Raw genomic sequence first — 25,246 nt, 5'->3', positions numbered from 1 at the left:
GTCAGCGCGCCTCGCTGTTCGGCTCGAAGTCGAACAGCAGGCTGACATTGGCAATGAGTGGCACCGTTCGCGAGTAGCGTGCGGAGATCTGCGTGCGCGACGCGGTCTTGTCGATCTTGAGGTCCGCGCCACGGATACTCTTCACGTCGTCGATCTGGCGTCGCGTGTCGAAGCCTCGGCGAAGATCCGCCACCGTTGCCCCTTTGTCGCCCTCGTCTGCAAGCACTACGAGGATACGTTTGATGGCGAGGTATTCGTTAAACACCGGCACCGTGCGAAAACCGAGGATCAACAGGAACGCAGCCAGTGTGCCGACCACGAGAACCCCGGTCAGCGTGACGCCGCGCTGTGACTTCATGCGCATGCTGATACCCCTCGATCAGTGGAAGCCGCCAATGCGCTTCATGTCGTTGAAGTTGAACCAGATGAAGAAAGCCTTGCCGACGATGTTCTGCTCCGGCACGAAGCCCCACACACGGCTGTCGCTGCTCGCATCGCGGTTATCGCCGAGTACGAAGTAGTGCCCCTGAGGCACGGTACAACTGACGCCGGCGCTGGTATAGGTGCAGTTCTCACGCCCGGGGAAATTCATCACCTGCGGGATGAAGGCCGGAGCGTCGCGCTCGATCAGGACCGAGTGCTCGACTGCGCCAAGGCGCTCGGTGAACTGAGGCGAATAGTACAACCTGTCCGGATGCAGGTAGGCGCCGACCTCCTCGATCGGCACCGGCTGGCCGTTGATGCTGAGACGCTTGTTCACGTATTCGACGCGGTCGCCCGGCAGCCCGACCACGCGCTTGATGTAGTCCAGCGAAGGGTCGGCCGGATAGCGGAACACCATCACGTCACCGCGCTCGGGGGCATTGATATCGATGACCTTCTGGTTGATCACCGGCAGCCGGATGCCATAGGTCCACTTGTTGACGAGGATGAAGTCGCCAACCAGCAGGGTCGGGATCATCGATCCGGAGGGGATCTTGAACGGCTCGACGATAAAGGAGCGCAAGCCGAACACGATCAGAATCACCGGGAAGAAGCTCGCGCCATATTCCACCCACCAAGGGTTCGGCGCGCCTGCCGCGCGCAGCTTGCGCGCATGGAAGCGATCCAGGAACCAGAGCGCACCGGTGGCGACAAGCAGCAGGAAGAGGATGAGTGCAAAATTCATGCGCTATCCGTCACTTGCCTTCGTCGGTGCGCAGCACGGCGAGGAAGGCTTCTTGCGGGATCTCGACGTTACCAACCTGCTTCATGCGCTTCTTGCCCTCCTTCTGCTTCTCGAGCAGCTTCTTCTTGCGGCTGATGTCGCCGCCGTAGCACTTGGCGAGCACATTCTTGCGCAAGGCCTTGATCGTCTCGCGGGCGATGATGTGGGCGCCGATCGCAGCCTGTACCGGCACGTCGAACATCTGGCGCGGAATCAGGCCACGCAGCTTGCTCGCCAGCTCGCGGCCGCGGTACTGCGCGCTGGCACGGTGCACGATCACCGACAGCGCATCGACCTTCTCGCCGCCGACCATCAGGTCGAGCTTGACCAGATCGGCCGTGCGGTATTCCTTGAAGTCATAGTCCAGTGACGCGTAGCCGCGCGACACCGACTTGAGCTTGTCGAAGAAGTCCATCACTACTTCGTTCATCGGCAGTTCGTAGATCAGCTGCACCTGGCGACCGTGGTAACGCATGTCGACCTGGTTGCCACGCTTCTGGTTGCACAGCGTGATCACCGGGCCGACGTAGTCCTGCGGCAGGAAGATGGTGGCGGTGATGATGGGCTCACGGATCTCCTGGTACTTGCCGGGTTCGGGCAGCTTGGCCGGGTTCTCGATACGGATGACGCTGCCGTCGTTGAGCACGACCTCGTACACCACCGTCGGCGCGGTGGTGATCAGGTCCATGTCGAATTCGCGCTCCAGGCGCTCCTGCACGATGTCCATGTGCAGCAGGCCGAGGAAGCCGCAACGGAAACCAAAGCCCAATGCCTGCGAAACCTCGGGTTCGAACTGCAACGAAGCATCGTTGAGGCGCAGCTTTTCGAGCGAATCGCGCAGCTGGTCGTACTCGGAGGACTCCACCGGATACAGGCCGGCGAACACCTGCGGCTTGATCTCCTTGAAGCCGGGCAGCGGCTCGCTCGCGGGCTTGTTGGCGAGCGTGATGGTGTCGCCGACCTTGGCCGCCTCGATCTCCTTGATGCCGGCGATCACGAAGCCGACCTCGCCTGCGCGCAGTGCATCCCGGCTCACCGAGCGCGGCGTGAACACACCCACCTGGTCGCAGGGGTACTGTGCGCCGTTGGACATCAGCAGGATGCGGTCCTTAGGCTTCAGCTCGCCGTCGACCACGCGCACCAGCATCACCACGCCGACATAGTTGTCGAACCAGGAGTCGATGATCAGCGCCTTGAGCGGGCCATCAGCCTTGCCCTTGGGGGAAGGGATGCGGGCGACGATTGCCTCGAGCACGTCCTCCACGCCCAGGCCGGTCTTGGCCGAGCACAGGATGGCCTCCGAAGCATCGACGCCGATCACGTCCTCGATCTCCTGACGGGCGTTGTCCGGGTCAGCCGCCGGCAGGTCGATCTTGTTGAGCACCGGGACCACCTCGACATCGAGATCGAGCGCGGTGTAGCAGTTCGCCACCGTCTGCGCCTCAACCCCTTGCGAGGCATCCACGACCAACAGCGCGCCTTCGCAGGCGGCCAGCGAACGACTGACCTCGTAGGAAAAATCCACATGGCCCGGGGTATCGATCAGGTTCAGGTTGTATACCTGCCCGTCCTTGGCCTTGTAGTGCAGGGCTGCTGTCTGCGCCTTGATGGTGATGCCGCGCTCACGCTCGATATCCATCGAGTCGAGCACCTGGGCTTCCATCTCGCGCTCGGACAAGCCGCCGCAGAAGTGGATGAGTCGATCGGCCAGGGTCGATTTGCCGTGGTCGATATGAGCGATGATGGAGAAGTTGCGGATGTGGTTCATGCGAAACGAAAAGGGTGCCTTGCAGCACCCGTTTTCGGAATGGTTGGCCTTGTCAAGCCCGTGATTCTAGCGGAAAACGGCTGCAATAAGCGCGCACCGCAGGCTCATCGAGGTGGTAGTGGCAGAGTTCGTGCTCGCCGTGAAGCAATACAGGGACAAGTTCATCCCAGCGTGCCTCAAGGACCGCATCCTGGTCCACGTCGACCACCTCGATCCGCCAGCCATGCTCAGCCGCGATGGGCTCGAGCGCAGCGACAAGGTCGTGACAGAGGTGGCACCACTCCCGACTCAGCACGGTAAATACCTTGCCCCCGGCCATTCCCGTCATTTCTCCACTCTCAAGCTCACGTAGGAAACAAAGTCGGCTCGCCGGATGAGCACACTCACCTGCTGACCGGGGCGCAACTCACCCAACACATGATTGTACGCATCCAGGGTGTCGAGCTTTACATGACGGCCGGCAACCACCATTGCGAGTGCAACGTCGCCAGGAACGATCTCGGCCCGCGCTGCGGCACCCTGTACGCGCTGCACCAATAACCCCTGGTCGACCTTGCCCTCGCGGCGCTGCGCAGGTGTCGGCACCACCAGATCCAGGCCGAGTGCATTGGCTGCCCCACCGGGGTCGCCGCTGAGCTCCTCGGCCTCTTCCGCCTCAGGATCCTCCCACTCGCCAACCGTAATCTTCAACGCGCGTGCCGCACCAGCGCGATGGATGTCGACGTCGACCTCCTGCCCCGGACGTGCCGCTGCCACGATACGCGGCAGATCGGCCGAGTTTTCCACCGGGCGGCCATTGAAGCGGACAATGATGTCGCCCTGCTCGACACCGCCGCGCGCGGCAGGCCCTTCGGGCTCGACGGCACTTACCAATGCCCCTGCGGCACGCATCAGCCCAAAGCTGTCGGCAAGTGCGCGCGTGACCTCCTGGATCGACACCCCGATGCGACCGCGTTGCACCCTGCCCGAGGCGCGCAGTTGCTGCTGGATATCCATCGCCAGATCGATCGGGATCGCAAACGACAAGCCCATGAACCCACCCGTACGGCTGTAGATCTGCGAGTTGATACCGACGACCTCACCCCGCAGATTGAACAATGGACCGCCCGAGTTGCCAGGATTGATCGCGACGTCGGTCTGGATGAAGGGCACGAAGTTCTCATCCGGCAGGCTACGCCCCTTTGCACTCACGATGCCTGCGGTAACCGACTGTTCGAAGCCGAAGGGCGAACCGATCGCGAGCACCCACTCGCCAACCTTCAGCGCATCGGGATTCCCGAACACGACGTGAGGCAGATCGCTTGCGTCGATGCGGATCAATGCGACGTCACTGCGTGCATCGGCGCCGATGACCTCGGCGCTGTACTCACGCTTGTCAGCGAGGCGAACGAGAATCTCCTCGGCCTCCTCGATCACATGTGCGTTGGTCAGGATGTAGCCATCGGCACTGATGATGAACCCTGAACCGAGCGACTGGTTGTCAGGGTCACCACCCGGTGCCTCCGGGGTGCGCGGAATGAACTTGCGGAAAAAGTCGAACATCGGGTCCGACTCGTTGAGCTCGGGAATCTGGAACGGCAGGCGGCTGGCCGCCTTGCGCGCCTGCCTGGTGCTGACATTGACCACAGCCGCACCCTGCTTCTCCACCAGACGGGTGAAGTCTGGCAAGGCGACACTGGCCGCCCACGTCGGCGCACCGAAAGCACTGAGGCACGCGAACAGAACCAGCAAGCGCAGGAGCGCCCCCACGCCGGAAACTGCGGGCATCCGCGCCATCACCGCTGCGGGCCGCCCTGCACACACGCAGAGGCCGGCGCCAGGTCCATGCGCAGGCCCAGACGCCAGTTCCTGCTGCGCGCGAGCACCCTGTTCGTCGCCCACGCCAGCAGCAAGCCGGCAAGCCCCCCCGCGAGCGCATACGTATCGCCCGAACGCCCATCAGCGAATAGACCACCAAGACCTGCGCCCGAAACCAGCAGCACGGTCGCCAGGCCATAACTGGCAAGCGCCGCGCGCAGCGCCGCGCCGTCGGGGATACTGATCACGACGTCGTCGCCCGGACCGATGCCGGGAACCAGCGGCAGCGCAAACTCATCCTTGCCTGCACCGAGCGCCTGCGTGATCTGCATTGACCGGCAGCCACCAGGTTCGTCGCAACGCCCGCAACCACCCGCCTTGTCGCTCAGCTTCACCCAAGCCTTGCCACGCTCGACCCTCAGCACCCGCGCCCGAGCCTGCATCACCGCGACACCGGACGAATGTGGTCACCCACATGGCGCACCGCGCGCTCGGGCGCCTCGCCGAGCGCCGTTACCAGATGGCCATCCTGGGCGCGCTTGTAGATGTTGATGGCCCCGGTCGACACCGGCCCCAAACCGATCTCGGACCCATCGCCAACCGGTTCGATGAAGACCGAAATGGCCGCCAGTCCGTCACTGAACACCATGTGCACCGCCTGCCCGCGGTCACGCCCCAAGGGCCGTTTCATGACCGAAGTGAGCAAATAACCCGGCAGCGGCTCGGTCAGTACCCACCCGGCTTCTGTCTTGGGCATGTCGTCACCGCGCGCGTTGACAACCTTCCAGTCGCCATCGGGCGTGAAGCGGGACTCGAGCAAGGCCGCATCGACATCGCCGCCAATGCGGATGTCGCTGAAACTGAACTGCTCTATGAGCAAGCCATGCTCGTCCACCATGCGCGATTTGAGCAACAGCCCGCTCTGCACTTCGGCCCACAGCGTGTGGCCGTAGCGGAGGTCGTCACGCGGATCGAGCACGATGGCCTGAGCCTCGTAGCCCGCGACCCTGCTCAACTCACCCTTGCGGATCCGGTAGTACTCCGCGAGGTCGGTCAGACTTGCCGGCAGACGGGCTGGAAAGGCGCGCCTGCCGCTGGCCTGGTCGATGATGACGGTGCGCTCATCGGGAAGAACGCAGTGCACTTCATTGCCACGGCGGATGATCTCCCGCGGACTGCCATCGAGCACCTCTAGCCGCTCGAGGGCACCTGCCGCATCGACACGGTGAGCAACGCGAGATGTCTCGACATGCCCACCCGACTGATAAACGAACGTTCCAACGTAATTGAGGCGCTGCCCTGCGGACTGGATCCTGCCGAGCCAGGACAACGGGTCCGAGGGGCCTTCGGCGTGAGCAGGCGTTTGCAGCAGCAAGGCGCAGGCGGTCAGTACGGCTGCGCTGAACCTCATCGACCCGTTCCCTGGCGCTGATCGGAAACAGTCCTCACGTACTGCACGCCAGCAGGCAGCGGACCGACGCCGCTCAGGCCCTGATGCGCAAACACATATTCGCGATGCGGGTCCAGGCCCACCGGCTGGACCGACGCACGCACGGCCGGCGCAGCCACCACCTGAACCTTGGCAGCCTCGCTCGCCAGCTTCGCAGGTGCGCGATCGTCCTGGGAGTAGAGCGTTGCAGCCACGAGTCCCACCGCGGCCACACCCATCACCGACGCAGCGATCGGCAACAAGGACTGCCAGACCGACCGCCTGACGCTGTCGCCGGCAGCAGGCCGGGGAGCAAGAACGGTCGGCTCGTCGTCGAGCCGGGCCATCACGCGATCGACGAAATCACTCGAGCCGAAGCGATCGCCGCGGATCGCATCGCCGATCAAACAATATGCATCCCACTGCCGCTGCAGTCCCGAATCGACCCCCATGCGCTCGATGACCGAACGCGTGGCCTGCTCGTCGAGATCTCCATCAAGCAACGCCGATACCTTGTCCTTCATGTCTGCCACCTACCAACGTTTGTCCGGCGCCGTGTCGAGCAACGGCCGCAGACGCTCTGCAATCGCTTCACGCGCGCGGAAGATCCGCGAGCGCACCGTGCCTATGGGGCACTCCATGATGCTGGCGATCTCTTCGTAGCTCAGACCCTCGAACTCCCGCAGCATGATCGCCGTCCTCAACTCCTCGGGCAGATCGCCCATTGCCCCCTCGACGGCCTCGCCGATCTGGCGCGTCATCAACAAACGCTCGGGCGTGTTGATGTCCCGCAACTGGTCTCCATCCTCGAAGGTCTCGGCCTCTTCCGAGTCGAAGCTGGTCGATGTCGGCGCCCTTCTGCCCTGAGATACCAGGTAGTTCTTCGCCGTATTGACTCCGATCCGGTAAAGCCATGTGTAAAAAGCACTGTCTCCGCGGAAAGAACCCAACGCCCGGTAGGCCTTGATGAAAGTCTCCTGCGCAACGTCCTCGACTTCGGCGGGATCGCGGATCAGACGCGACAACAAACGATTCAGCTTGCGCTGGTACTTGGATACCAGCAAGCCGAATGCCTGCTTGTCGCCGCGCTGTACGCGCTCGACGAGTTGCTGATCGAGCTCACGATCGCTCATGTAATAAGTTCTTCCGGATATTCAGAATATGAAGCGTCCGGATTATAAGCGACCGAGTGGGCAATCAGCAGCAATCGAAGACATGGTTCAAGACAGGCGGCCGTTAAAATAGTTCAGCCCCCGACAGGGTCATTCGATCAGGACTTACCGGCCCCCTGCCCGTACGCTCCACCGGGCCTGGCCACGCGGCAAGGCGCCGCGACATGCTATATTTCGCCCCTTCCCACGAGCCAGAGCGACATCTTGCTGAAACAGTACGACGTACTCATCCTTGGCAGCGGCACCGCCGGGCAGTCGATGGCACTGCGCCTCGCCGACAGCATGCGCGTCGCCCTCGTGACCAAGCGCGAGCTTTCGGACAGCGCGAGCAACTGGGCGCAGGGCGGCATTGCCGCCGTACTCGATACTGCAGACAGCGTCGAAGCGCATGTGCGCGACACCTTCGTCGCCGGCGCCGAGCTGTGCAATCCGCGCTCCACACGACTGGTCGTCGAGAACGGCAAGCGTGCGATCGACTGGCTCATCGACCGCGGCGTACCCTTCACGCGCGAGGCGGACTCCAGGCTCGGCTACCACCTAACACGCGAAGGCGGACACTCCCACCGGCGCATCATCCATGCCGCCGATGCCACTGGCGCCGCGGTGCAATCGACGCTCGGCGCGCAGGTGAGCGCGCATCCGAACATCGACGTCTTCGAGCATCACATCGCGGTCGATCTCGTGATCGGCGACAAGGTGGGCCAGCCCGGGGCAGGCTGCCTCGGCGCCTACGTGCTGGATATCGATGCCGATCGCGTGGTGACGTTTGCGGCGCGCAACACAGTGCTGGCCACGGGCGGCACCGGCAAGGTCTATCTGTACACGACGAACCCGGACGTCGCCACCGGTGACGGCGTAGCGATGGCGTGGCGAGCAGGCTGCCGAGTCGGGAACATGGAGTTCATCCAGTTCCATCCGACCTGCCTCTACCACCCTCATGCAAAATCGTTCCTGATATCGGAGGCCGTACGCGGAGAGGGCGGACTTCTAAAGCTACCCGACGGCACGCGCTTCATGCCTGACCACGACCCTCGCGAAGAGCTTGCGCCGCGCGATGTGGTTGCGCGGGCGATCGACTTCGAAATGAAGAAGCGCGGCCTGGACTGCGTCTACCTCGACATCAGCCACAAGCCGGCAGAGTGGCTTCGCGGTCACTTTCCGAACATTTACCGGCGCTGCCTCGAGCTTGGGATAGACATCACCCGCGAACCGATTCCGGTCGTACCGGCTGCGCACTATTCCTGCGGTGGCATCGTTACCGACCTCGCTGCACGGACCGACGTACCGGGGTTGTACGCCGTTGGCGAGTCGGCGTTCACCGGACTTCATGGCGCCAACCGCCTCGCCAGCAACTCGCTACTGGAGTGCCTGGTATTTGGCGAAGCGGCCGCCGAGGACATCTTGTCCAAGCCGCCCACGCAACCGCCCGTACTGCCCGACTGGGACGAGAGCCGGGTCACCGACGCCGACGAAGAAGTGGTCATCACCCACAACTGGGCTGAGCTGAGGCGCGCGATGTGGGACTACGTCGGCATTGTGCGCACCACCAAGCGCCTCCTCCGCGCCCAGCACCGGATTCGCCTGCTCGCCAGCGAGATCCACGAGTTCTACAGCCATTTCCGCGTAAGCAACGACCTGATCGAACTGCGCAACCTCGTGGTCACTGCCGACCTCATCGTGCGCTGCGCCCTCAAGCGCAAGGAAAGCCGTGGACTTCATTACTCCAACGACTTCCCTGAGACGCTCGCCCGCCCGCGGGACACCATCCTTCGCCCGCCAAAGGCCAGGCGCTCTGCACAAGACTGACAGCGCCCGGCACACCCTGTGCCGGGTCAGGCGGCACGCCCATCGGGAGCATCGGCACGCACGGCCTCATGACGCAGCCAGATGCGCAGCCCGCGCCATTGTTGCGCATCGAGATTTGCAGCCACGATCATGAAGCGCCGCGAGCGGCCTGGACGCATACGGCCCTCGAACTCCGGGCACGACTGAAACCACACGGCCCATTCGAACACCACGATCGAATGCGGCGCCACCCTTCCCCGCAATGGCGGAGCGGCTGGCTGCAGAAGTGAAATCTCACCCGCCTCGTTCAGTGCCAGGTGCAGCCTCCTTTTGCGCCACTCCTGGACCAACGCCCTGATCAGCGAGGCGAACAGCACGCAGCCAGCGCCACCGGCGATGACCGCCTGCATCACACCCTGCCCGCCGAGCAGCGCCTCGAGTCCAAACGCAGGGACATGAAAAAGCGCCAGTGCAGCCGCGACATGCGCGACCGACACTGACGCCATCACCCCCGGGGAGGGGCGCAATGCAATGATCAGCGGCTCATGCATGGGAGGCCATGCATATCGCCATCAAATCCGGCGGAAAACCAGGGTGCCGTTTGTACCGCCAAAGCCGAAGTTGTTCTTGAGGGCGACATCGATCTTCATCGGCCGCGCCACATTGGCGCAGTAGTCGAGATCGCACTCCGGATCCTGCTCGAAGATATTGATGGTGGGCGGCGAGACCTGATGATGCACGGCAAGCACCGTCAAAACCGACTCCAGACCACCGGCCCCACCGAGCAGATGCCCGGTCATCGACTTGGTGGAGTTCACGACGAGCTTGCGCGCCGCATCGACACCAAAGGCAAGCTTGATCGCCTCGGTCTCGTTCTTGTCACCGAGCGGCGTCGAGGTGCCGTGTGCGTTGAGATAGTGCACCTCGTCGGCATTGACGCCGGCGTTCCTCATCGCATTGACCATACTGCGCCGCGGCCCATCGGTATCGGGCGCCGTCATGTGGTAGGCGTCACCGCTCATGCCGAAGCCCGCAAGCTCGGCATAGATCTTCGCACCGCGCTTGACCGCATGCTCGTACTCTTCGATGACCAGGACGCCCGCCCCCTCGCCAAGCACGAAGCCATCACGATCCTTGTCCCAGGGGCGGCTGGCCGTGGCGGGATCGTCATTGCGGGTCGACAATGCCTTTGCCGAACCGAAGCCACCGATCGCGAGATGCGTGACAGTCGATTCGGCGCCGCCGCATACCATCACGTCGGCGTCACCGTACTCGATCATGCGCGCACTCATGCCGATGGCGTGCAGGCCGGTCGTACACGCAGTCACGACGGACAGGTTGGGCCCCTTCATGCCATGCATGATCGAGAGGTTGCCCGAGATCATGTTGATGATGGTGCCCGGAATGAAGAAGGGCGAGATCTTGCGCGGACCACCGTTGAGGTAGTCGTTGTGCGTGTCTTCAATCATCGGCAGGCCGCCAATGCCCGATCCGATGTTCACGCCAATCCGGTCGGCATTGGTCTCATTGACCTCGATGCCGGAATCGCGGATTGCCTGGATGCCCGCCGCCATGCCGTAGTGGATGAAGACATCCATGCGGCGCGCCTCTTTGGGCGACAGGTAGGCCGAAACGTCGAAGCCCTTCACCTCGCCTGCGATGCGTGCTGCGAATCCGCTGGCATCAAAGCGCGTGATGGGGCCGATACCACTCTTGCCGGCAAGAATATTTGCCCAGGCTTCCTGGACGGTATTTCCGACCGGCGAAATGACGCCCAGACCGGTGACGACGACTCTGCGACGCGACACAGGCAACTCCGATATGAAACGATGAAAAGGGTAAAACTGACCTGCCCGGGGCCACGCGCAAACGCAGCAACCGGACAGGCTACGCCTTGAAAGCGCTGATGCTGCTTACTTCTTGAGGTGGGCGTTGACGTAGTCGATCGCCTGCTGGACGGTGGTGATCTTCTCGGCCTCTTCGTCCGGAATCTCGCACTCGAACTCTTCTTCCAGCGCCATGACGAGTTCCACGGTGTCCAGCGAATCCGCGCCCAGATCATCGACGAACGAAGATTCGGTCTTGATCTCCGATTCGTTCACGCCAAGTTGCTCAGCGACGATCTTCTTGACGCGCTGTTCGATGTTCTCCATGAACCAACTCCTTCCTGAGGGTGACAGGTGTATTGAAAAAAAGCCGGCGTATTCTACCAAAACGCCGGGGAACCGCTATCCCGATCCGTTATCAGGACATGTACATACCACCATTGACGTGCAGCGTGGTTCCGGTCACATAGGCGGCGGCAGGAGAGGCCAGGAAGGCGACCGCAGCGGCGATCTCCTCGGGACGACCCAGACGGCCAAGAGCAATGTTGCCTAGCAGCGCATCGCGTGCCGCCTCGGGCAGCGCACGCGTCATGTCGGTGTCGATGAAGCCAGGCGCCACGCAATTGACCGTGATGTTGCGGCTGCCCAACTCGCGCGCCAGTGCGCGCGTCATGCCGGCCACACCGGCCTTGGCCGCTGCGTAGTTGGCCTGTCCGGGATTGCCGGCACTCGCCACCACCGAAGTGATGTTGATGATGCGACCATTGCGCGCCTTCATCATGCCGCGCATGACGAGCTTGCTCATGCGAAACACAGCGCGCAGATTGGTGTCGATAACCGCATCCCACTCCTCATCCTTCATGCGCATCGCAAGGTTGTCGCGAGTGATGCCAGCATTGTTGACCAGGATGGTAACCGCACCGAACTGCTTCTCGATGTCGCCGATCAGCGCCTCACAGGCGTTGGCATCGGTCACATTCAGCGCCAGCCCTGTCCCCTTGGCGCCCAACTCGGCAAGCGCAGCCGCAATGTCGGCAGCGCCGGAGGCGGAGGTTGCCGTACCCACAACGATGGCACCAAGCCGCGCCAACTCGAGCGCTACCGCGCGGCCGATGCCGCGGGAGGCGCCAGTAACGAGTGCGACCTGCCCTTCAAGCGAAAAGCTCATGCGTTACCTCACTGCGGCGATGGATTGTTCGAGGCTGGCCGCATCGTGTGCCGAGCCTCCTTCGACTTCCTTGGCGATGCGCTTGGTCATGCCTGCCAGCACCTTGCCCGGACCGCATTCGATCACATGGCTCATTCCACGGCGTGCCATCTCCTGCACCAGTTCGATCCAGCGCACCGGAGAATAGGCCTGGCGAACGAGTGCATCGCGAATCTTCTCAGGCTCATCATAGACGGCCACGTCAACGTTGTTGATGACACCGATCGTGGGTGTGGAGACAGCAACCGTTGCCAGGCGCTCGGCAAGACGCTCCGCGGCCGGGCGCATCAGCGCACAATGAAACGGCGCCGACACCGGAAGCAGCACGGCGCGCTTGGCACCCTTTGCCTTGGCGATCTCGCTTGCACGCTCGACAGCCGCCTTCGCACCCGCGATGACGATCTGCCCAGGCGCATTGAGATTCGCAGCTTCGACCACCTGGCCCTGGGCCGCCTCGGCGCAGGCTTCTCGCACCGCTTCAGCCTCGAGCCCCATCACCGCAGCCATTGCACCTTCGCCGGCCGGCACCGCCTCCTGCATCGCCTGGGCGCGGAAGCGCACCAGCGGAACGGCATCGGCAAAGGCCAGCGCACCAGCGGCAACCAGCGCGGAATACTCACCCAGGCTGTGTCCGGCGACCAGGGCGGGCGCGGGCCCACCTGCCGCGATCCATGCGCGGTAAGTCGCCACCCCTGCGGTAAGCATCAGGGGCTGGGTATTCACCGTCAGCGACAGGCGCTCGGCCGGCCCGTCGCAGACCATGGCCCACAAGTCCTCGCCCAGGGCATCGGAAGCCTCGGCAAACGTGTCACGAACGACGGCCGACTCGCCGTAGGCGGCCATCATGCCGACCGACTGCGAACCCTGGCCGGGAAAAACCAGCGCAAATGCCATGCTGTTCTCCACCAATCAGAAAAAAGTGAAAGCAGGAAGCGATTCAGAAATCGACCAGGGCTGCACCCCAGGTGAAACCACCGCCGACCCCCTCGAGAATGAGTCGATGCCCGGGGCGGATCTGCCCCGAGCGCACAGCCTCATCGAGCGCGAGCGGAATGGAGGCGGCCGATGTATTGCCATGGTGATCGAGGGTGGTCACCACCTTGTCCATCGGCAGGCCGAGGCGTTTGGCCGTAGCCTGGATGATGCGGATATTGGCTTGATGCGGGATCAACCAATCGACGCTCTGTGCGGACTCCCCGGCGCGCTCGAGCACCTCGTGCGCGACGTCGCCAAGCACCTTCACGGCAAACTTGAACACGGCCTGCCCGTCCATGCGCAGAAAAGGATCGCCGATCACCTGACCGGAGGCCACACCACCGGGCACACAGAGAATGGGATGATGACTGCCGTCGGCATGCAGGGCAGACATGCGAATGCCGGGACTCGTCGACGCTTCGAGCACGACCGCACCGGCGCCATCACCGAACAACACACAGGTTGACCGATCGGACCAGTCAAGAATGCGGGAGAAGACCTCGGCACCGATGACTAGCGCACGCGTATGACTACCGGAACGAATGAACTTCTCGGCCACGCTCAACGCGTACACGAAACCGCTGCACACCGCCTGCACGTCAAACGCAGCGCCGCCGTTGCGGATACCAAGCTTGGACTGCACCAGAGCGGCGGTACTCGGGAAGATGAAATCAGGCGTGGATGTGGCGACGATGATCAGGTCAATGTCGTCGGCTTCGCAGCCCGCAGCATCGAGTGCTCGCTCGGCGGCGAGCTTGGCGAGATCGCTTGCCCCCACGTCGGCGGCGGCGAGGTGTCGGCTATGGATGCCCGAGCGACTCACGATCCAGTCATTGGAGGTATCGATTCCACGCGCGACCAGATCGTCATTGGTGACCGGATCGCCCGGCAAGTAACTGCCCGTTCCCGCGATGCGTGCGTAAATCATGCGTTTACCTCGTTCATGCTCGCCATGCGCTCCGTGATGCGCTCGATCAGCCGGTTCGATGCCGCCTCGGCAGCTCGCCCCAACGCATTCTCGAAGGCAACCGCATCGGCCGAGCCATGGCTCTTCAGGACGACACCGCGCAACCCAAGCAAGGGCGCACCGTTGTAGAGACGGTGATCGACACGCTGCTTGAACCGCTTCAGAACGGGAAGCGCCACAACTGCCATCAGCTTGGTCAGCAGCGAGCGCTTGAACTCCTGCTTGAGGAAAGCGCCGATCATCTGCGCGAGGCCTTCAGAGGTCTTGAGCGCGACATTGCCAACAAAGCCATCGCAAACGACGACGTCCACCGTACCTTCGTAGATATCGTTGCCTTCGACATTGCCCTGGAAATTCAAGCCGCTGTTGCGCAGCAGCTCGCCCGCTTCCTTGACGACGTCGTTGCCCTTGATCACCTCTTCGCCAATGTTGAGCAAGCCCACGGTCGGGCGCTCCTTGTGCTCGATCGCTGCTACGAGCATCGCCCCCATGACGCCAAACTGAAGCAGATGCTCCGCCGTGCAGTCAACATTGGCGCCGAGGTCGAGCACATACGTGTGACCATGCATTGACGGCAGGACAGTCGCAATCGCAGGCCGATCGATACCCGGCAAAGTCTTGAGGACGAAGCGCGAGATCGCCATCAGCGCACCGGTATTGCCGGCGGAAACCGCGGCGTTCGCTTCACCCGCCTTGACGAGATCCATGACAACGCGCATCGAAGAATCCTTCTTCGTGCGCATCGCGATCGCCGGCGGATCGTCCATCGCCACCACCTCGGTGGCATGTCGTACCCTGATTCGTTCGCCGAACTCGCTTGCAGTGCTGACGAGCAGGGGCCGGATCGCCTCCTCGAGCCCCACCAGGATGACCTTCGCGTCCCGGTGACGGCGCAGGAAGGCAAGTGCGGCAGGCACGGTCACGACCGGACCATGATCGCCACCCATGCAGTCGATCGCAATGGTGACACCCATCGGCATCTCGCGTGCTATTTATTGTTTGAAGACTGGAGTCGGAAAAAAGGCGGCGCAGGCGCCAAGCGCCATGCGCCGCCCTCGATACCTGGGGCTTGAACTTACTCGCCCTTGACCTTGACGACCTTCTTGCCGCGGTAGAAGCCGTTGGGGCTGATGTGGTGACGCAGATGGACTTCACCCGAGGTCGGCTCGACGGCGAGCGCCGGGCCGGTGAGGAAATCGTGTGCGCGATGCATGCCACGCTTCGAGGGGGACTTCTTGTTCTGTTGAACGGCCATGAGTAATGCTCCTAAAGCTAAATATCGCGCCTATTCCGCGCTGGGACTGCCTCGCAGCGACGCAAGCGCAGCGAAAGGCGATTCTTTGTTCGAGCCAGCCATGCTTCGGGGCGACTCGCAGTTTTCATGCCGTGGCGCAATCGGCAAGGCCAGCAGGATCTCATCCTCTACCAATGCCAGGACATCGAGCTCTGCAGCGACCTCGATCGCATCCACTTCGTCGTCTTCCAGCTCCCCCTCGGGAATCGCCTGCCCCGGCCGTACGGGCTGAAGGACATTATCGACCTTCAAGCCCCACGACAGCCCACCGAGGCAGCGCTGGCAGCTGAGGGAAAGCTCCCCCTCGACAACCAACCGTAGCCTGGGCTCGAGCCCCACGACTCCTTGAACCATGGAGCCTTCCAGCCGCCATGCGAGCGCGCCCTCGAGCGACGCAAGCACATCCGACAGGCGCAACAGGTCCGCGACAGCGACCTCGCCCACCAAGGAGCGGCCGTCTGCAGCAAACCTGAAGGGATCCGGAATCGTCCGGGAAGGGATGCCTTGTTGCGACATAAGCCGTGCATGATATTATTTTTTCGACGCTTCTGTAAAGACCACCATGACGCTCGTCCTCGCCTCCACATCGGCCTATCGCCGCACGCTCCTCGAACGCCTTCACATTCCGTTCGAGACCGACCGCCCGGAAACGGACGAGACGCCACTCGAGGGCGAAGCGCCGCCCGCTACTGCAGAGCGCCTTGCAGTTGCAAAGGCGCGTGCCGTGGCCGCGCGCTGGCCGGACGCACTCGTCATCGGCAGCGACCAAGTCGCTTACATGGGCGACGAGGTGTTCGGCAAACCGGGCACGGAGGCGCGTGCAATCGCACAACTTCAGCGCATGCGCGGTCGCATCGTCACCTTTCACACCGCCCTCGCGCTCCTCAATACGCGCACTGGTACGCTGCAGGTCGAAGGCGTCCCGACCCAAGTCCGCTTTCGCGATTTGAGCGATGCTGAAATCGAGCGCTATGTCGCCAGGGAGCGCCCACTGGACTGCGCCGGCAGCGCCAAATCCGAGGGACTGGGCATCACCCTGCTCGATGCGATGCCGGGCGACGATCCCACCGCACTGATTGGGCTGCCGCTCATCGCACTGTCCCGCATGCTCCGTGCCGAAGGCCTCCAACTGCCGTGAATGCACCCACTCCAGACCCCCGGCACGGCACCCTTTACCTGGTCCCGGTCAGCCTTGGCGAAACAACCCCATGGACCGACTTCCTGCCCCAACAGGCGCAGCGGATCACCGCCGGGCTACGTCACTTCGTCGTCGAAACGGCTCGCACCGCACGAGCGCACCTGAAGCAGCTCGACTACCCGCACCCGCTACGGGACACCGACGTTCGCGAACTGCCGACCGAGCCGCAGACCACCAACGCAACCCTAGATGCGCTGCTCGCCCCCGCACTCGCCGGCAACGATGTCGGCCTGATGTCCGACGCCGGCTGTCCGGCCGTCGCCGACCCCGGAGCCAGATTGGTCGCGCGCGCACATGCGCTTGGCATTCAGGTGATGCCATTGATTGGCCCCTCATCGATCCTGCTCGGACTCATGGGCTCGGGACTCAATGGACAGAGTTTCTGCTTCCATGGCTACCTGCCGGTCGGCGAGCAGGAGCGCGACAGCGCGCTACGCAACCTCGAAGACGAATCCCGCCGCTGCGGGCGCACGCAGATCTTCATCGAAACCCCCTACCGCAATGAGCGCATCTTTGATGCTTTGCTCAAGCTGCTCAAGCCAGACACCCGCCTGTGCATCGGCTGCGACCTCGGCACGCCGGAAGCCTGGCTGCTCACCCACAGCATCCGGGACTGGCGCAAGACCGCGCGCCCGGCAATCGCCCGCCGGCCTGCGATCTACCTTCTACTCGGCTGAATGACGGGGCGCCAGCCTCACGCCCCAAGCCTCAAATCTCACGTCTCACGTCTCACGAAGCAACCAATCGACCAGCTCGCGGGGGGAATCAAGGCACGACAGCGGCGTCTCGGCCTGCAGTGCCGCGCGCGGATGCGCACCGAAACTCACGGCGAGCGCCGCCGTGCCAGCATTCCTCGCCATCTGCAGATCATGCGTGGTATCGCCCACCATCAGGGTCCGCTCGGGCAGTACACCGAGCTCGCTCATGATCTCCTCGAGCATGGCAGGATGCGGCTTGGAGAAACACTCGTCCGCACAGCGGGTGCTATGGAAATACGCCCCCAGCCCGGTCCGCCCAAGGACGCGGTCGAGACCCAGGCGGCTCTTGCCGGTCGCCACTCCGAGCAGGTGTCCGCGCTCAGAAAGCGCCCCCAGAACGTCGCCAACCCCGTCGAAAAGTACCAGTTCATGATCCCGCGACAGGTAATGGTGACGGTAACGCTCGACCATGCGCGCATAGTCTTCCGGCGCCAACTCCGGCACGGCATGCTGTAGCGCATCGACCAGCCCGAGCCCGATCACGTAGCGCGCCCGATCCTCCGCCGGCTCAGGCAGACCGAGGTCACGCGCAGCGGCCTGCATTGCGCGCACGATCGCCCCGGCAGAGTCCATCAGGGTTCCGTCCCAGTCAAAGACAATGAGATCGAAGCGCTCAGCCATGCCCCCTCTCCTGAATGTCGAGATGCGTCAGAAACGCCTGTAGCTCCGCAGGCAGCGCCGCCTCGAAGGACAGCACCTCGCCCGTAAGCGGATGCGCGAAGCTCAGCATTGCCGCATGCAGGAACATGCGCTTCAACCCTTCGGCCTCGAGACGCTTGTTGAGAGCGAAATCGCCGTATTTGTCGTCTCCACACAGCGGGAAACCGAGATGAGCAAGATGAACGCGGATCTGATGCGTCCGCCCGGTCTTGAGTTCGACCTCGAGCAGACTGTAATCACGCCAGCGTCGCACCAGACGCATGACACTGTGCGCCGGCTTGCCGTCCTCGCTGACGCGCACCCTGCGCTCACCCTCGGCGGTGAGGTACTTGTGCAATGGAGCCTTCACATGTTGTAACGCGTTAGCCCAGCGCCCGGGCACCAGCGTCAGGTAACGCTTCTCCACCCTACCCTCGCGCATCATGTCGTGCAGTGCGGTAAGTGCAGAGCGCTTCTTCGCAACGATGAGCAGCCCCGAGGTCTCGCGATCCAGCCTGTGCGCCAGTTCGAGCATACGCAACTCCGGACGCTGCACGCGTAGCTGCTCGATCACGCCATAGCTCACCCCGCTGCCGCCATGTACCGCCTTGCCCGACGGCTTGTCGATCACCAGCAGCGCATCGTCCTCGTAGACGACCGGAAGCGGCTTGCCGGCAGGCGCCGGTGCGCTGCGCTCGGCCTGAGCGACACGCAGCGGCGGAATGCGCACCTCGTCACCCTCGGCCAGGCGGTAGGTCTGTTGCACCCGGCGGCCATTGACCCTGACCTCACCACTGCGCAAGATCCGATAGACGTGGCTCTTTGGCACGCCCTTCGCTATCCGCATCAGGTAGTTATCGATCCGCTGGCCAGCCGCCGCATCGTCGATGCGTTCGTGCCGGACTGCGATCGCTTTGCCATCAATCATCGTCATGAAATATACTTCTGCACGGTTAACCCGGTCGCTGCCACCCAAGTGCGGCGCGTCGACGTCAAAAGCAGGTCGAAACATCTGCACCGGCGATGCGCGCAGACTGCTGGCAATGAGCCCTGAAGAGCGCTCCCGGCTTGACCGTTGCAAGCCATCCAAGGCCCAAAAGGCGCCGATGGTAACGCAACAGACCCACTTCGACATACCCATCCAGCCCACGGGTTGGATTTTGACGTGCAAGACGCACACGCAGGATCAAATGATCCGCCCGCCTGGCCTCAACGGCCTGGCGGGCGGGGTCAAGAGAATATCGACCAGCCGACCCATCACAGCCCTGAACACACACCGGATGAAAGCAGCAGTCCTCAAGAATCGCTCCTGATCCCGGAAAGCGCGATGGTGCGCGCCGTTCGTCCTGCCCGTGTGAATTGCGCGGGAGAACGATCCCAATGAAACGCATGCTTTTCAATGCGACGCAGGCCGAAGAACTGCGCGTCGCGATCGTAGACGGTCAGAAACTGATCGACCTCGATATCGAATCGGCCGCAAAAGAAGAACGCAAGAGCAACATCTACAAGGCGGTGATCACCCGCATCGAGCCTAGCCTCGAGGCGGCCTTCGTAGACTATGGCGCCGAGCGCCATGGCTTCCTGCCCTTCAAGGAAATCTCGCGCGCCTACTTCCAGCCCGGCGTGGACGCGAGCAAGGCCACCATCCGTGAAGCCCTGCGCGAAGGCCAGGAACTCATCGTCCAGGTCGAGAAGGACGAGCGCGGCAACAAGGGCGCAGCGCTGACCACCTACATCTCGCTGGCCGGCCGCTATCTGGTGCTCATGCCCAACAACCCGCGCGGCGGCGGCGTGTCGCGTCGCGTCGAGGGCGACGAGCGAGCCGAACTGCGCGAGAACATGGACCAGCTGGAAGTGCCCGGCGGCATGAGCCTGATCGCTCGCACCGCAGCCATCGGCCGTAGTGCCGAAGAGCTGCAGTGGGACCTCAACTACCTGCTGCAACTGTGGCGCGCCATCGAGGGTGCGGCCCAGGGCCAGGCCGGCGCTTTCCTGATCTATCAGGAAGGCAGCCTCGTCATCCGCGCCATCCGCGACTACTTCCAGCCCGACATCGGCGAGATCCTGATCGACACCGATGACATCTACGAACAGGCCACGCAGTTCATGGCCCATGTGATGCCGGGCAATGTCGCCCGCGTGAAGCGCTACAGCGACGACGTGCCGCTGTTCTCGCGCTTCCAGATCGAACATCAGATCGAGTCGGCCTACTCTCGCCAGGTCAATCTGCCCTCGGGCGGCGCAGTGGTCATCGACCACACCGAAGCCCTGGTATCGATCGACGTCAACTCCGGCCGTGCCACCAAGGGTTCGGACATCGAGGAAACCGCCTTCCGTACCAACTGCGAGGCCGCCGACGAGATCGCCCGCCAGCTGCGCCTGCGCGACCTGGGCGGCCTCATCGTCATCGACTTCATCGACATGGAGTCGGCGAAGAACCAGCGCGAGGTCGAAAACCGCCTGCGTGACGCCCTGCGCCACGACCGCGCGCGCGTGCAAACCGGCAAGATCAGCCGCTTCGGCCTGCTCGAACTGTCGCGCCAGCGCCTGCGTCCGGCACTGGCCGAGACCAGCTACATCACCTGCCCGCGCTGTAACGGCACTGGCCATATCCGCAGCACCGAATCGTCGGCGCTGCATATCGTCCGCATCCTCGAAGAGGAAGCGATGAAGGAAAACACCGGCGCGGTGCACCTGCAGGTGCCCGTCGACGTGGCCACCTTCCTTCTCAACGAGAAGCGCGTGGATATCGCCCGCATCGAGATGCGCCACAAGGTGCAGCTCATCATCGTGCCGAACCGCCACCTCGAAACGCCGGCGCACGAGATCATCCGCCTGCGTCACGACCAGCTCAACGCCGAGGACATCGCCTTGGCGAGCTACCAGATGGTGCAGAAGCCCAGCGAGGACGACGAGCGCCTGCCCTCGAAGGCAAACGACCGCCCGGCACGTCCCGAAGCGGCCGTGAAGGGTATCGCTCCTGCGCAGCCGGCGCCGGTGGCACCGGTTGCCGCCGAGGCCCCCACAGCCCCGGCCGCGGTCGAGAGCAAGGGCCTCATCGCCCGCATCCTCGGCTGGTTTACCGGCAGCAAGCCGGCACCGGCCGCCGAGCCCGTGGCTGCAGCTGAAGCACCTGCGAAGCGCGAGCCGCGCCCGCGCGGCGAGCGCAGCAATGGTGGTGACGGCCGTCGTAGCAACGGCAGTCGCGGCCGTCGTAGCGAGCGTGACGGCGAAAGCCAGAACGGCCGCAACAGCCGCAGCGAACGCAGCGAAAGCGACAAGCCGCAGCGCAGCACGGCGCCCGCAGAGAAGTCCGAGCGTAGCGACAGTGGCCGTGGCCGCGGACGTGGGCGCGGCCAACGGACGGAGGACGCAGCCGAACGTACTGATAAGGCTGTAGATCAGCGCACGGGCGCACCCGACGACGACAAGCTGAAGCTCGCGGCTGGCCTTGCCGCTGCAGTGGTGAGCGAAGAGCGCGTACAGGTTGCCGAAGCAGCCGGCACGGTGGTCGCAGACACGCCTGCCGGCGAGGACGGCGCCCCCAGCGAGAAGCGTCGCCGCCGTGGCCGCGGTCGCGGCCGCCGCTCGGGCGAAGGCCAAGCCGCCGACCTGCAGGGCGGAGTCGAAACCAGCGAAGCCGGCGAGTCCAGCGCAGACGCTGCTCAGCTCGCTTCCGGCACCACCGACGAACCTGCAACCGCTACGCCTGCAGCCGTGGGGGAGACCGTCGAGAGCGTGGCAAGCGAGACCACCGAAGCGCAGGCCATGACGCCCGTCAGCGCTGCAGCTGAGTCGGCTGCGTCCGCTGCGGATGCGACTCCGGCCGAACTCCCGGTTGCCGTTTCCGAACCGGAGACCATCGAGCCGCAGGCTCAGGATCGCTTCGCGGAAAACGCAGCAGCCCCCTTGCCTGTCAGGGTAGCGATGCAGGCCGAAGCAGAGGCTGAAGTCGCAGCCGCCGAACCAGCCGCGCCGGCCACCGAGACGGCCCCTGAGGCTGCAGCTCAGGCCGAACCGCAGGCTGCAGCTCAGGCCGACTCCGCAGCAAGGACTGAGATCGACCCTGATGTACCGACCTTGGTGGTGAGCGAGCAGGCCGAGCCTGTTGCGACCAACGAGCCGCATCGGGCGGAAGCGCCTGCGGCAGCCGTCGAGGGGCAGCCAGAGTCAGTCGCATCCGCTGTCGAAGCCGCTGAGCCGGAAGTCGTGCAAACTGCCACGGCTCAAGCGCAAGCCCCTGCAACGCCGGCGGAAACGGCCCCGATCACGCTACCTGCAGCCACGGCTGAAGGCGGCCTGATCAAGATCGAAACCGATCCGGCCAAGCGCGCCCAGTTCGGCACCGGCGCTGTGGAAGCCCCGGTTCGCCTGGGCCGCAAGCCTCGTGCAGCCGCGTTCGTCGCACAGGAGCCGCTGCAGCAGGTGGAAACGCGCAAGTAAGCGCACGCGCACCCGCCCGAGCAAAGCGGGCTTGAGCGACAAGGCCATCCCACGGGATGGCCTTGTCGTTTCCGAAGACTGCTCAGGCCCTGGCCACGACGGCCTCGAGCAGCCCCCTCACGCCGTGTTCGCACATGTCGAGCACGACATCGAAGCCACGCGGCCCACCGTAGTACGGATCAGGCACCTCATCATCGAGCCGTTCGGGACCTGCGTAAGGCATGAACAACCCGAGCCGCGGACGATACACCTCGGGACACTGACGCTGCATGATCTCGAGGTGGCCACGGTCCATCGCCAGCAGCAGGTCGAACTCCTGGAAATCGCGCGCCTCGAGCTTGCGCGCGCGCAGCGCGGACAAGTCGTAGCCGCGCAGCTTCGCTGCCTTCTGAGTGCGCGGATCCGGCGCCTCGCCGGCGTGATAGCCATGGGTCCCAGCCGAATCGACCTCGACGAGCTCGCTCAAGCCGGCGGTCTCGATGAAATGGCGCGCCACGCCCTCGGCTGTCGGCGAACGACAGATGTTGCCGGTGCACACGAACAGGATCCTGGTCATGTCATCCCCTCCTCTCATTTTTGTTATTCAAACACTGCCATGCTGGTCGGCACCGAACGCGCGCTGGCGAAGCTTGAACAGCTCGTCACGCGCCGCCGCCGCCTTCTCGAACTCCAGATTGCGGGCATGCTCCTGCATCTCCTTCTCCAGGCGCTTGATCGCCCGCGCCAGCGCCTTCTCGTCCATCACCGCATAGTCTGCGTCCTTTTCCGCCACGCGTGCGGCATCGCGCTTGGCGCCATCCGAATCATAGACCCCATCGATGATGTCCTTGATACGCTTGCTCACCGACTTGGGCACAATGCCGTTGGCCTCGTTGAAGGCGATCTGCTTCTGGCGACGGCGCTCGGTCTCACCGATGGCTGCCTTCATCGAATCGGTCATGCGGTCCGCATAGAGAATGGCCGTACCATGGAGATGGCGCGCCGCGCGGCCAATGGTCTGGATCAGCGAGCGCTCCGAGCGCAGGAATCCCTCCTTGTCCGCATCGAGGATCGTCACCAGCGACACCTCCGGGATGTCCAGACCCTCGCGCAGCAGGTTGATGCCCACCAGTACGTCGAACTCTCCCAGGCGCAGGTCACGGATGATCTCCACCCGCTCCACGGTGTCGATGTCCGAGTGCAGGTAACGCACACGGATCGCGTTGTCGGCGAGGTAGTCAGTCAGGTCCTCGGCCATGCGCTTGGTGAGCACGGTGACCAGCACCCGCTCATTCACCGCCAGGCGCTTCTTGATTTCGCCGAGCAGGTCGTCCACTTGTGTCATCGCCGGACGCACCTCAACCACCGGATCGACCAGCCCGGTCGGGCGCACCACCTGTTCCACAACCTGCCCCTGGTGCTCGGCCTCGTACTTCGCCGGCGTTGCAGAGACAAAGACGGTCTGCGGCATCAGGCGCTCGAACTCGTCGAACTTGAGCGGGCGGTTGTCCAGCGCCGAGGGCAGGCGAAAGCCGTAGCCGACCAGGTTCTCCTTGCGCGAGCGGTCGCCCTTGTACATGCCGCCCACCTGGCCGATGGCAACGTGCGACTCGTCGATGAAGAGCAGTGCGTCCTGCGGCAGGTAGTCGATCAGGGTGGGCGGCGGCTCGCCGGGGCCTCGGCCGGAGAGGTGGCGCGAATAGTTCTCGATGCCCTTGCAGAAGCCCATCTCGTTCAACATCTCGAGATCGAAGCGGGTGCGCTGCTCGATGCGCTGCGCCTCCACCAGCTTGCCCTCGCGCTGAAAGGTCTCGATACGCTCGCGCAATTCATCCTTGATCGCCTCGATCGCCTGCAGCACGGTGGCGCGTGGCGTCACGTAGTGGCTCGACGGATACACCGTGAAGCGCGCCAGCTTGTGCTTGAGGTGCCCGGTAAGCGGGTCGAACAGGGTCAGGTGCTCGATCTCGTCATCGAACATCTCGATACGCACCGCCAGTTCGGCGTTCTCTGCCGGGAACACATCAATGACGTCGCCACGCACGCGGAAGGTGCCGCGGCGGAAGTCGATATCGGCACGGGTGTATTGCATCGCCACCAGGCGCTGGATGAGGTCGCGGTGCGCCATGCGCTCACCCTCGCGCAGATGCAGGATCATGGCGTGGTAGTCGACCGGGTCGCCAATGCCGTAAATGCATGACACGGTAGCGACGATGACCACGTCGCGCCGCTCCATCAGGCTCTTCGTCGCCGACAGGCGCATCTGCTCGATGTGCTCGTTGATCGACGAATCCTTCTCGATGAAGAGGTCGCGCGAAGGCACATAGGCCTCCGGCTGATAGTAATCGTAGTAGCTCACGAAGTACTCGACCGCGTTCTCGGGCAGGAACTCCTTGAACTCGGCGTACAACTGCGCCGCCAGCGTCTTGTTGGGCGCCAGCACCAGCGCCGGGCGCCCCATGCGGGCAATGACGTTGGCCATGGTGTAGGTCTTGCCCGAGCCGGTCACGCCCAGCAAGGTCTGGTACATGAGGCCGTCTTCCACCCCTTCGCACAACAGGCGGATCGCCTCGGGCTGGTCACCCGCGGGCGGAAAAGGCTGATGCAGGCGGAAGGGGCTACCCTCGAAACCGATCACCTTGCCGCCTTGCTGCGGCGCATCGTTTCCGGCGCTATTGCCTTGACTCGTCATGCTAAAATCCCGCTCCATTCCGGTGCATCGCCACCCGGCGGGACCGGACTAAAACACCGATTATTTCCCAAATCGCGTGACAAGGCACGGCCCGGCGCCGTTCCCGCCAC

The 25,246-nt window shown here is 63.7% G+C and carries 26 protein-coding genes; 4 read left to right on the top strand and 22 right to left on the bottom strand.

All coding sequences use genetic code 11. The features are described 5' to 3' along the window. Position 1: 1 nt before the first annotated feature. The 9 genes from B447_RS12595 to rpoE are packed head-to-tail and all read right to left on the bottom strand — an operon-like array spanning position 2 to position 7,334. A complete protein-coding gene (locus tag B447_RS12595) occupies positions 2-364 on the bottom strand; it encodes a DUF4845 domain-containing protein (protein ID WP_002930007.1) in 363 nt (120 codons plus the stop codon). 15 nt (positions 365-379) lie between these two features. Beyond that, on the bottom strand, positions 380-1,168 hold the full coding sequence (lepB, locus tag B447_RS12590; RefSeq protein ID WP_002940527.1) for a signal peptidase I: 789 nt from the start codon (positions 1,166-1,168) through the stop codon (positions 380-382). A gap of 10 nt (positions 1,169-1,178) precedes the next feature. Next, entirely contained in the window at positions 1,179-2,975 is a 1,797-nt protein-coding gene (lepA, locus tag B447_RS12585; RefSeq protein WP_002940526.1) for a translation elongation factor 4, read from the bottom strand. A 52-nt stretch (positions 2,976-3,027) separates the two neighbouring features. Further along, entirely contained in the window at positions 3,028-3,294 is a 267-nt protein-coding gene (locus B447_RS12580) for a glutaredoxin family protein (protein ID WP_002940525.1), read from the bottom strand. 5 nt (positions 3,295-3,299) lie between these two features. Next, entirely contained in the window at positions 3,300-4,751 is a 1,452-nt protein-coding gene (locus B447_RS12575; RefSeq protein WP_002940524.1) for a Do family serine endopeptidase, read from the bottom strand. Next, a complete protein-coding gene (locus B447_RS12570) occupies positions 4,751-5,215 on the bottom strand; it encodes a SoxR reducing system RseC family protein (protein WP_083485764.1) in 465 nt (154 codons plus the stop codon). The genes B447_RS12575 and B447_RS12570 overlap by 1 nt, the downstream gene beginning before the upstream one ends. Next, complete coding sequence (locus B447_RS12565; protein WP_002930020.1) at positions 5,215-6,183, bottom strand: MucB/RseB C-terminal domain-containing protein; 969 nt, start codon at positions 6,181-6,183, stop codon at positions 5,215-5,217. The genes B447_RS12570 and B447_RS12565 overlap by 1 nt, the downstream gene beginning before the upstream one ends. Then, the gene (locus B447_RS12560) at positions 6,180-6,725 is read right to left on the bottom strand and encodes a sigma-E factor negative regulatory protein (protein WP_002930023.1); all 546 of its coding nucleotides are present in this window, start codon (positions 6,723-6,725) and stop codon (positions 6,180-6,182) included. The genes B447_RS12565 and B447_RS12560 overlap by 4 nt, the downstream gene beginning before the upstream one ends. Before the next feature lie 9 nt (positions 6,726-6,734). After that, positions 6,735-7,334, bottom strand: coding sequence for an RNA polymerase sigma factor RpoE (rpoE, locus tag B447_RS12555; RefSeq protein WP_002930025.1), 600 nt, complete (start codon positions 7,332-7,334; stop codon positions 6,735-6,737). A 243-nt stretch (positions 7,335-7,577) separates the two neighbouring features. Between rpoE and nadB the strand changes: the two genes are divergently transcribed. Then, positions 7,578-9,179 carry an L-aspartate oxidase gene (nadB, locus tag B447_RS12550; protein WP_002940523.1) on the top strand — a complete coding sequence of 534 codons (1,602 nt, stop codon included), beginning with the start codon at positions 7,578-7,580 and terminating at the stop codon, positions 9,177-9,179. Between the two features lie 26 nt (positions 9,180-9,205). Here nadB and B447_RS12545 read toward each other — a convergent pair whose 3' ends face one another. The 9 genes from B447_RS12545 to B447_RS12505 all read right to left on the bottom strand — a co-directional run bounded on the left by B447_RS12545 (position 9,206) and on the right by B447_RS12505 (position 15,943). After that, positions 9,206-9,709 (bottom strand): hypothetical protein, encoded by a 504-nt coding sequence (locus tag B447_RS12545; protein ID WP_002940521.1) that lies wholly within the window; start codon positions 9,707-9,709, stop codon positions 9,206-9,208. Positions 9,710-9,730: 21 nt separating this feature from the next. Beyond that, complete coding sequence (gene fabF, locus B447_RS12540) at positions 9,731-10,966, bottom strand: beta-ketoacyl-ACP synthase II (RefSeq protein ID WP_002930038.1); 1,236 nt, start codon at positions 10,964-10,966, stop codon at positions 9,731-9,733. A 105-nt stretch (positions 10,967-11,071) separates the two neighbouring features. Next, the gene (gene acpP, locus B447_RS12535) at positions 11,072-11,311 is read right to left on the bottom strand and encodes an acyl carrier protein (protein ID WP_002930040.1); all 240 of its coding nucleotides are present in this window, start codon (positions 11,309-11,311) and stop codon (positions 11,072-11,074) included. Between the two features lie 91 nt (positions 11,312-11,402). Beyond that, entirely contained in the window at positions 11,403-12,152 is a 750-nt protein-coding gene (fabG, locus tag B447_RS12530) for a 3-oxoacyl-ACP reductase FabG (protein WP_002930043.1), read from the bottom strand. A 3-nt stretch (positions 12,153-12,155) separates the two neighbouring features. Next, positions 12,156-13,085, bottom strand: coding sequence for an ACP S-malonyltransferase (gene fabD / locus B447_RS12525; RefSeq protein WP_002930046.1), 930 nt, complete (start codon positions 13,083-13,085; stop codon positions 12,156-12,158). A gap of 43 nt (positions 13,086-13,128) precedes the next feature. Next, positions 13,129-14,094 carry a beta-ketoacyl-ACP synthase III gene (locus B447_RS12520; RefSeq protein ID WP_002930047.1) on the bottom strand — a complete coding sequence of 322 codons (966 nt, stop codon included), beginning with the start codon at positions 14,092-14,094 and terminating at the stop codon, positions 13,129-13,131. Next, positions 14,091-15,107: a phosphate acyltransferase PlsX gene (gene plsX / locus B447_RS12515; protein WP_002930049.1), complete on the bottom strand. Its 1,017-nt coding sequence runs from the start codon at positions 15,105-15,107 to the stop codon at positions 14,091-14,093. Before plsX ends, B447_RS12520 begins: the two co-directional genes overlap by 4 nt. Positions 15,108-15,208: 101 nt before the next feature. Then, a complete protein-coding gene (gene rpmF, locus B447_RS12510) occupies positions 15,209-15,388 on the bottom strand; it encodes a 50S ribosomal protein L32 (RefSeq protein WP_002930052.1) in 180 nt (59 codons plus the stop codon). A 30-nt stretch (positions 15,389-15,418) separates the two neighbouring features. Next, the gene (locus tag B447_RS12505; protein WP_002940518.1) at positions 15,419-15,943 is read right to left on the bottom strand and encodes a YceD family protein; all 525 of its coding nucleotides are present in this window, start codon (positions 15,941-15,943) and stop codon (positions 15,419-15,421) included. Positions 15,944-15,989: 46 nt separating this feature from the next. Between B447_RS12505 and B447_RS12500 the strand changes: the two genes are divergently transcribed. Together B447_RS12500 and B447_RS12495 are read left to right on the top strand one after the other, a co-directional pair. Then, a complete protein-coding gene (locus B447_RS12500; RefSeq protein ID WP_002940516.1) occupies positions 15,990-16,565 on the top strand; it encodes a Maf family nucleotide pyrophosphatase in 576 nt (191 codons plus the stop codon). Next, positions 16,562-17,302, top strand: coding sequence for an SAM-dependent methyltransferase (locus B447_RS12495; RefSeq protein ID WP_002940513.1), 741 nt, complete (start codon positions 16,562-16,564; stop codon positions 17,300-17,302). The genes B447_RS12500 and B447_RS12495 overlap by 4 nt, the downstream gene beginning before the upstream one ends. A gap of 45 nt (positions 17,303-17,347) precedes the next feature. Here B447_RS12495 and B447_RS12490 read toward each other — a convergent pair whose 3' ends face one another. Next, positions 17,348-18,004, bottom strand: coding sequence for an HAD-IA family hydrolase (locus B447_RS12490; RefSeq protein ID WP_002940511.1), 657 nt, complete (start codon positions 18,002-18,004; stop codon positions 17,348-17,350). Continuing rightward, positions 17,997-18,956 (bottom strand): RluA family pseudouridine synthase, encoded by a 960-nt coding sequence (locus B447_RS12485; protein WP_002940509.1) that lies wholly within the window; start codon positions 18,954-18,956, stop codon positions 17,997-17,999. Before B447_RS12485 ends, B447_RS12490 begins: the two co-directional genes overlap by 8 nt. Positions 18,957-19,402: 446 nt before the next feature. On the opposite strand from B447_RS12485, the gene B447_RS12475 reads away from it, so the two are divergent. Further along, positions 19,403-22,465, top strand: coding sequence for an Rne/Rng family ribonuclease (locus tag B447_RS12475; protein ID WP_002940504.1), 3,063 nt, complete (start codon positions 19,403-19,405; stop codon positions 22,463-22,465). Positions 22,466-22,547: 82 nt separating this feature from the next. Here the strand turns inward: B447_RS12475 and B447_RS12470 are convergent, their stop codons facing one another. Then, positions 22,548-23,021 carry a low molecular weight protein-tyrosine-phosphatase gene (locus B447_RS12470; protein WP_002930073.1) on the bottom strand — a complete coding sequence of 158 codons (474 nt, stop codon included), beginning with the start codon at positions 23,019-23,021 and terminating at the stop codon, positions 22,548-22,550. 27 nt (positions 23,022-23,048) lie between these two features. After that, positions 23,049-25,136: an excinuclease ABC subunit UvrB gene (uvrB, locus tag B447_RS12465; protein ID WP_002930074.1), complete on the bottom strand. Its 2,088-nt coding sequence runs from the start codon at positions 25,134-25,136 to the stop codon at positions 23,049-23,051. Between the last annotated feature and the right edge of the window lie 110 nt (positions 25,137-25,246).

The sequence above is a fragment of the Thauera sp. 27 genome, from assembly GCF_000310125.2.
GTDB classification, from domain to species: domain Bacteria; phylum Pseudomonadota; class Gammaproteobacteria; order Burkholderiales; family Rhodocyclaceae; genus Thauera; species Thauera mechernichensis.
Note: the sequence above shows the minus strand (reverse complement) of the source record. Positions and strands in the feature narration are given on the sequence as shown.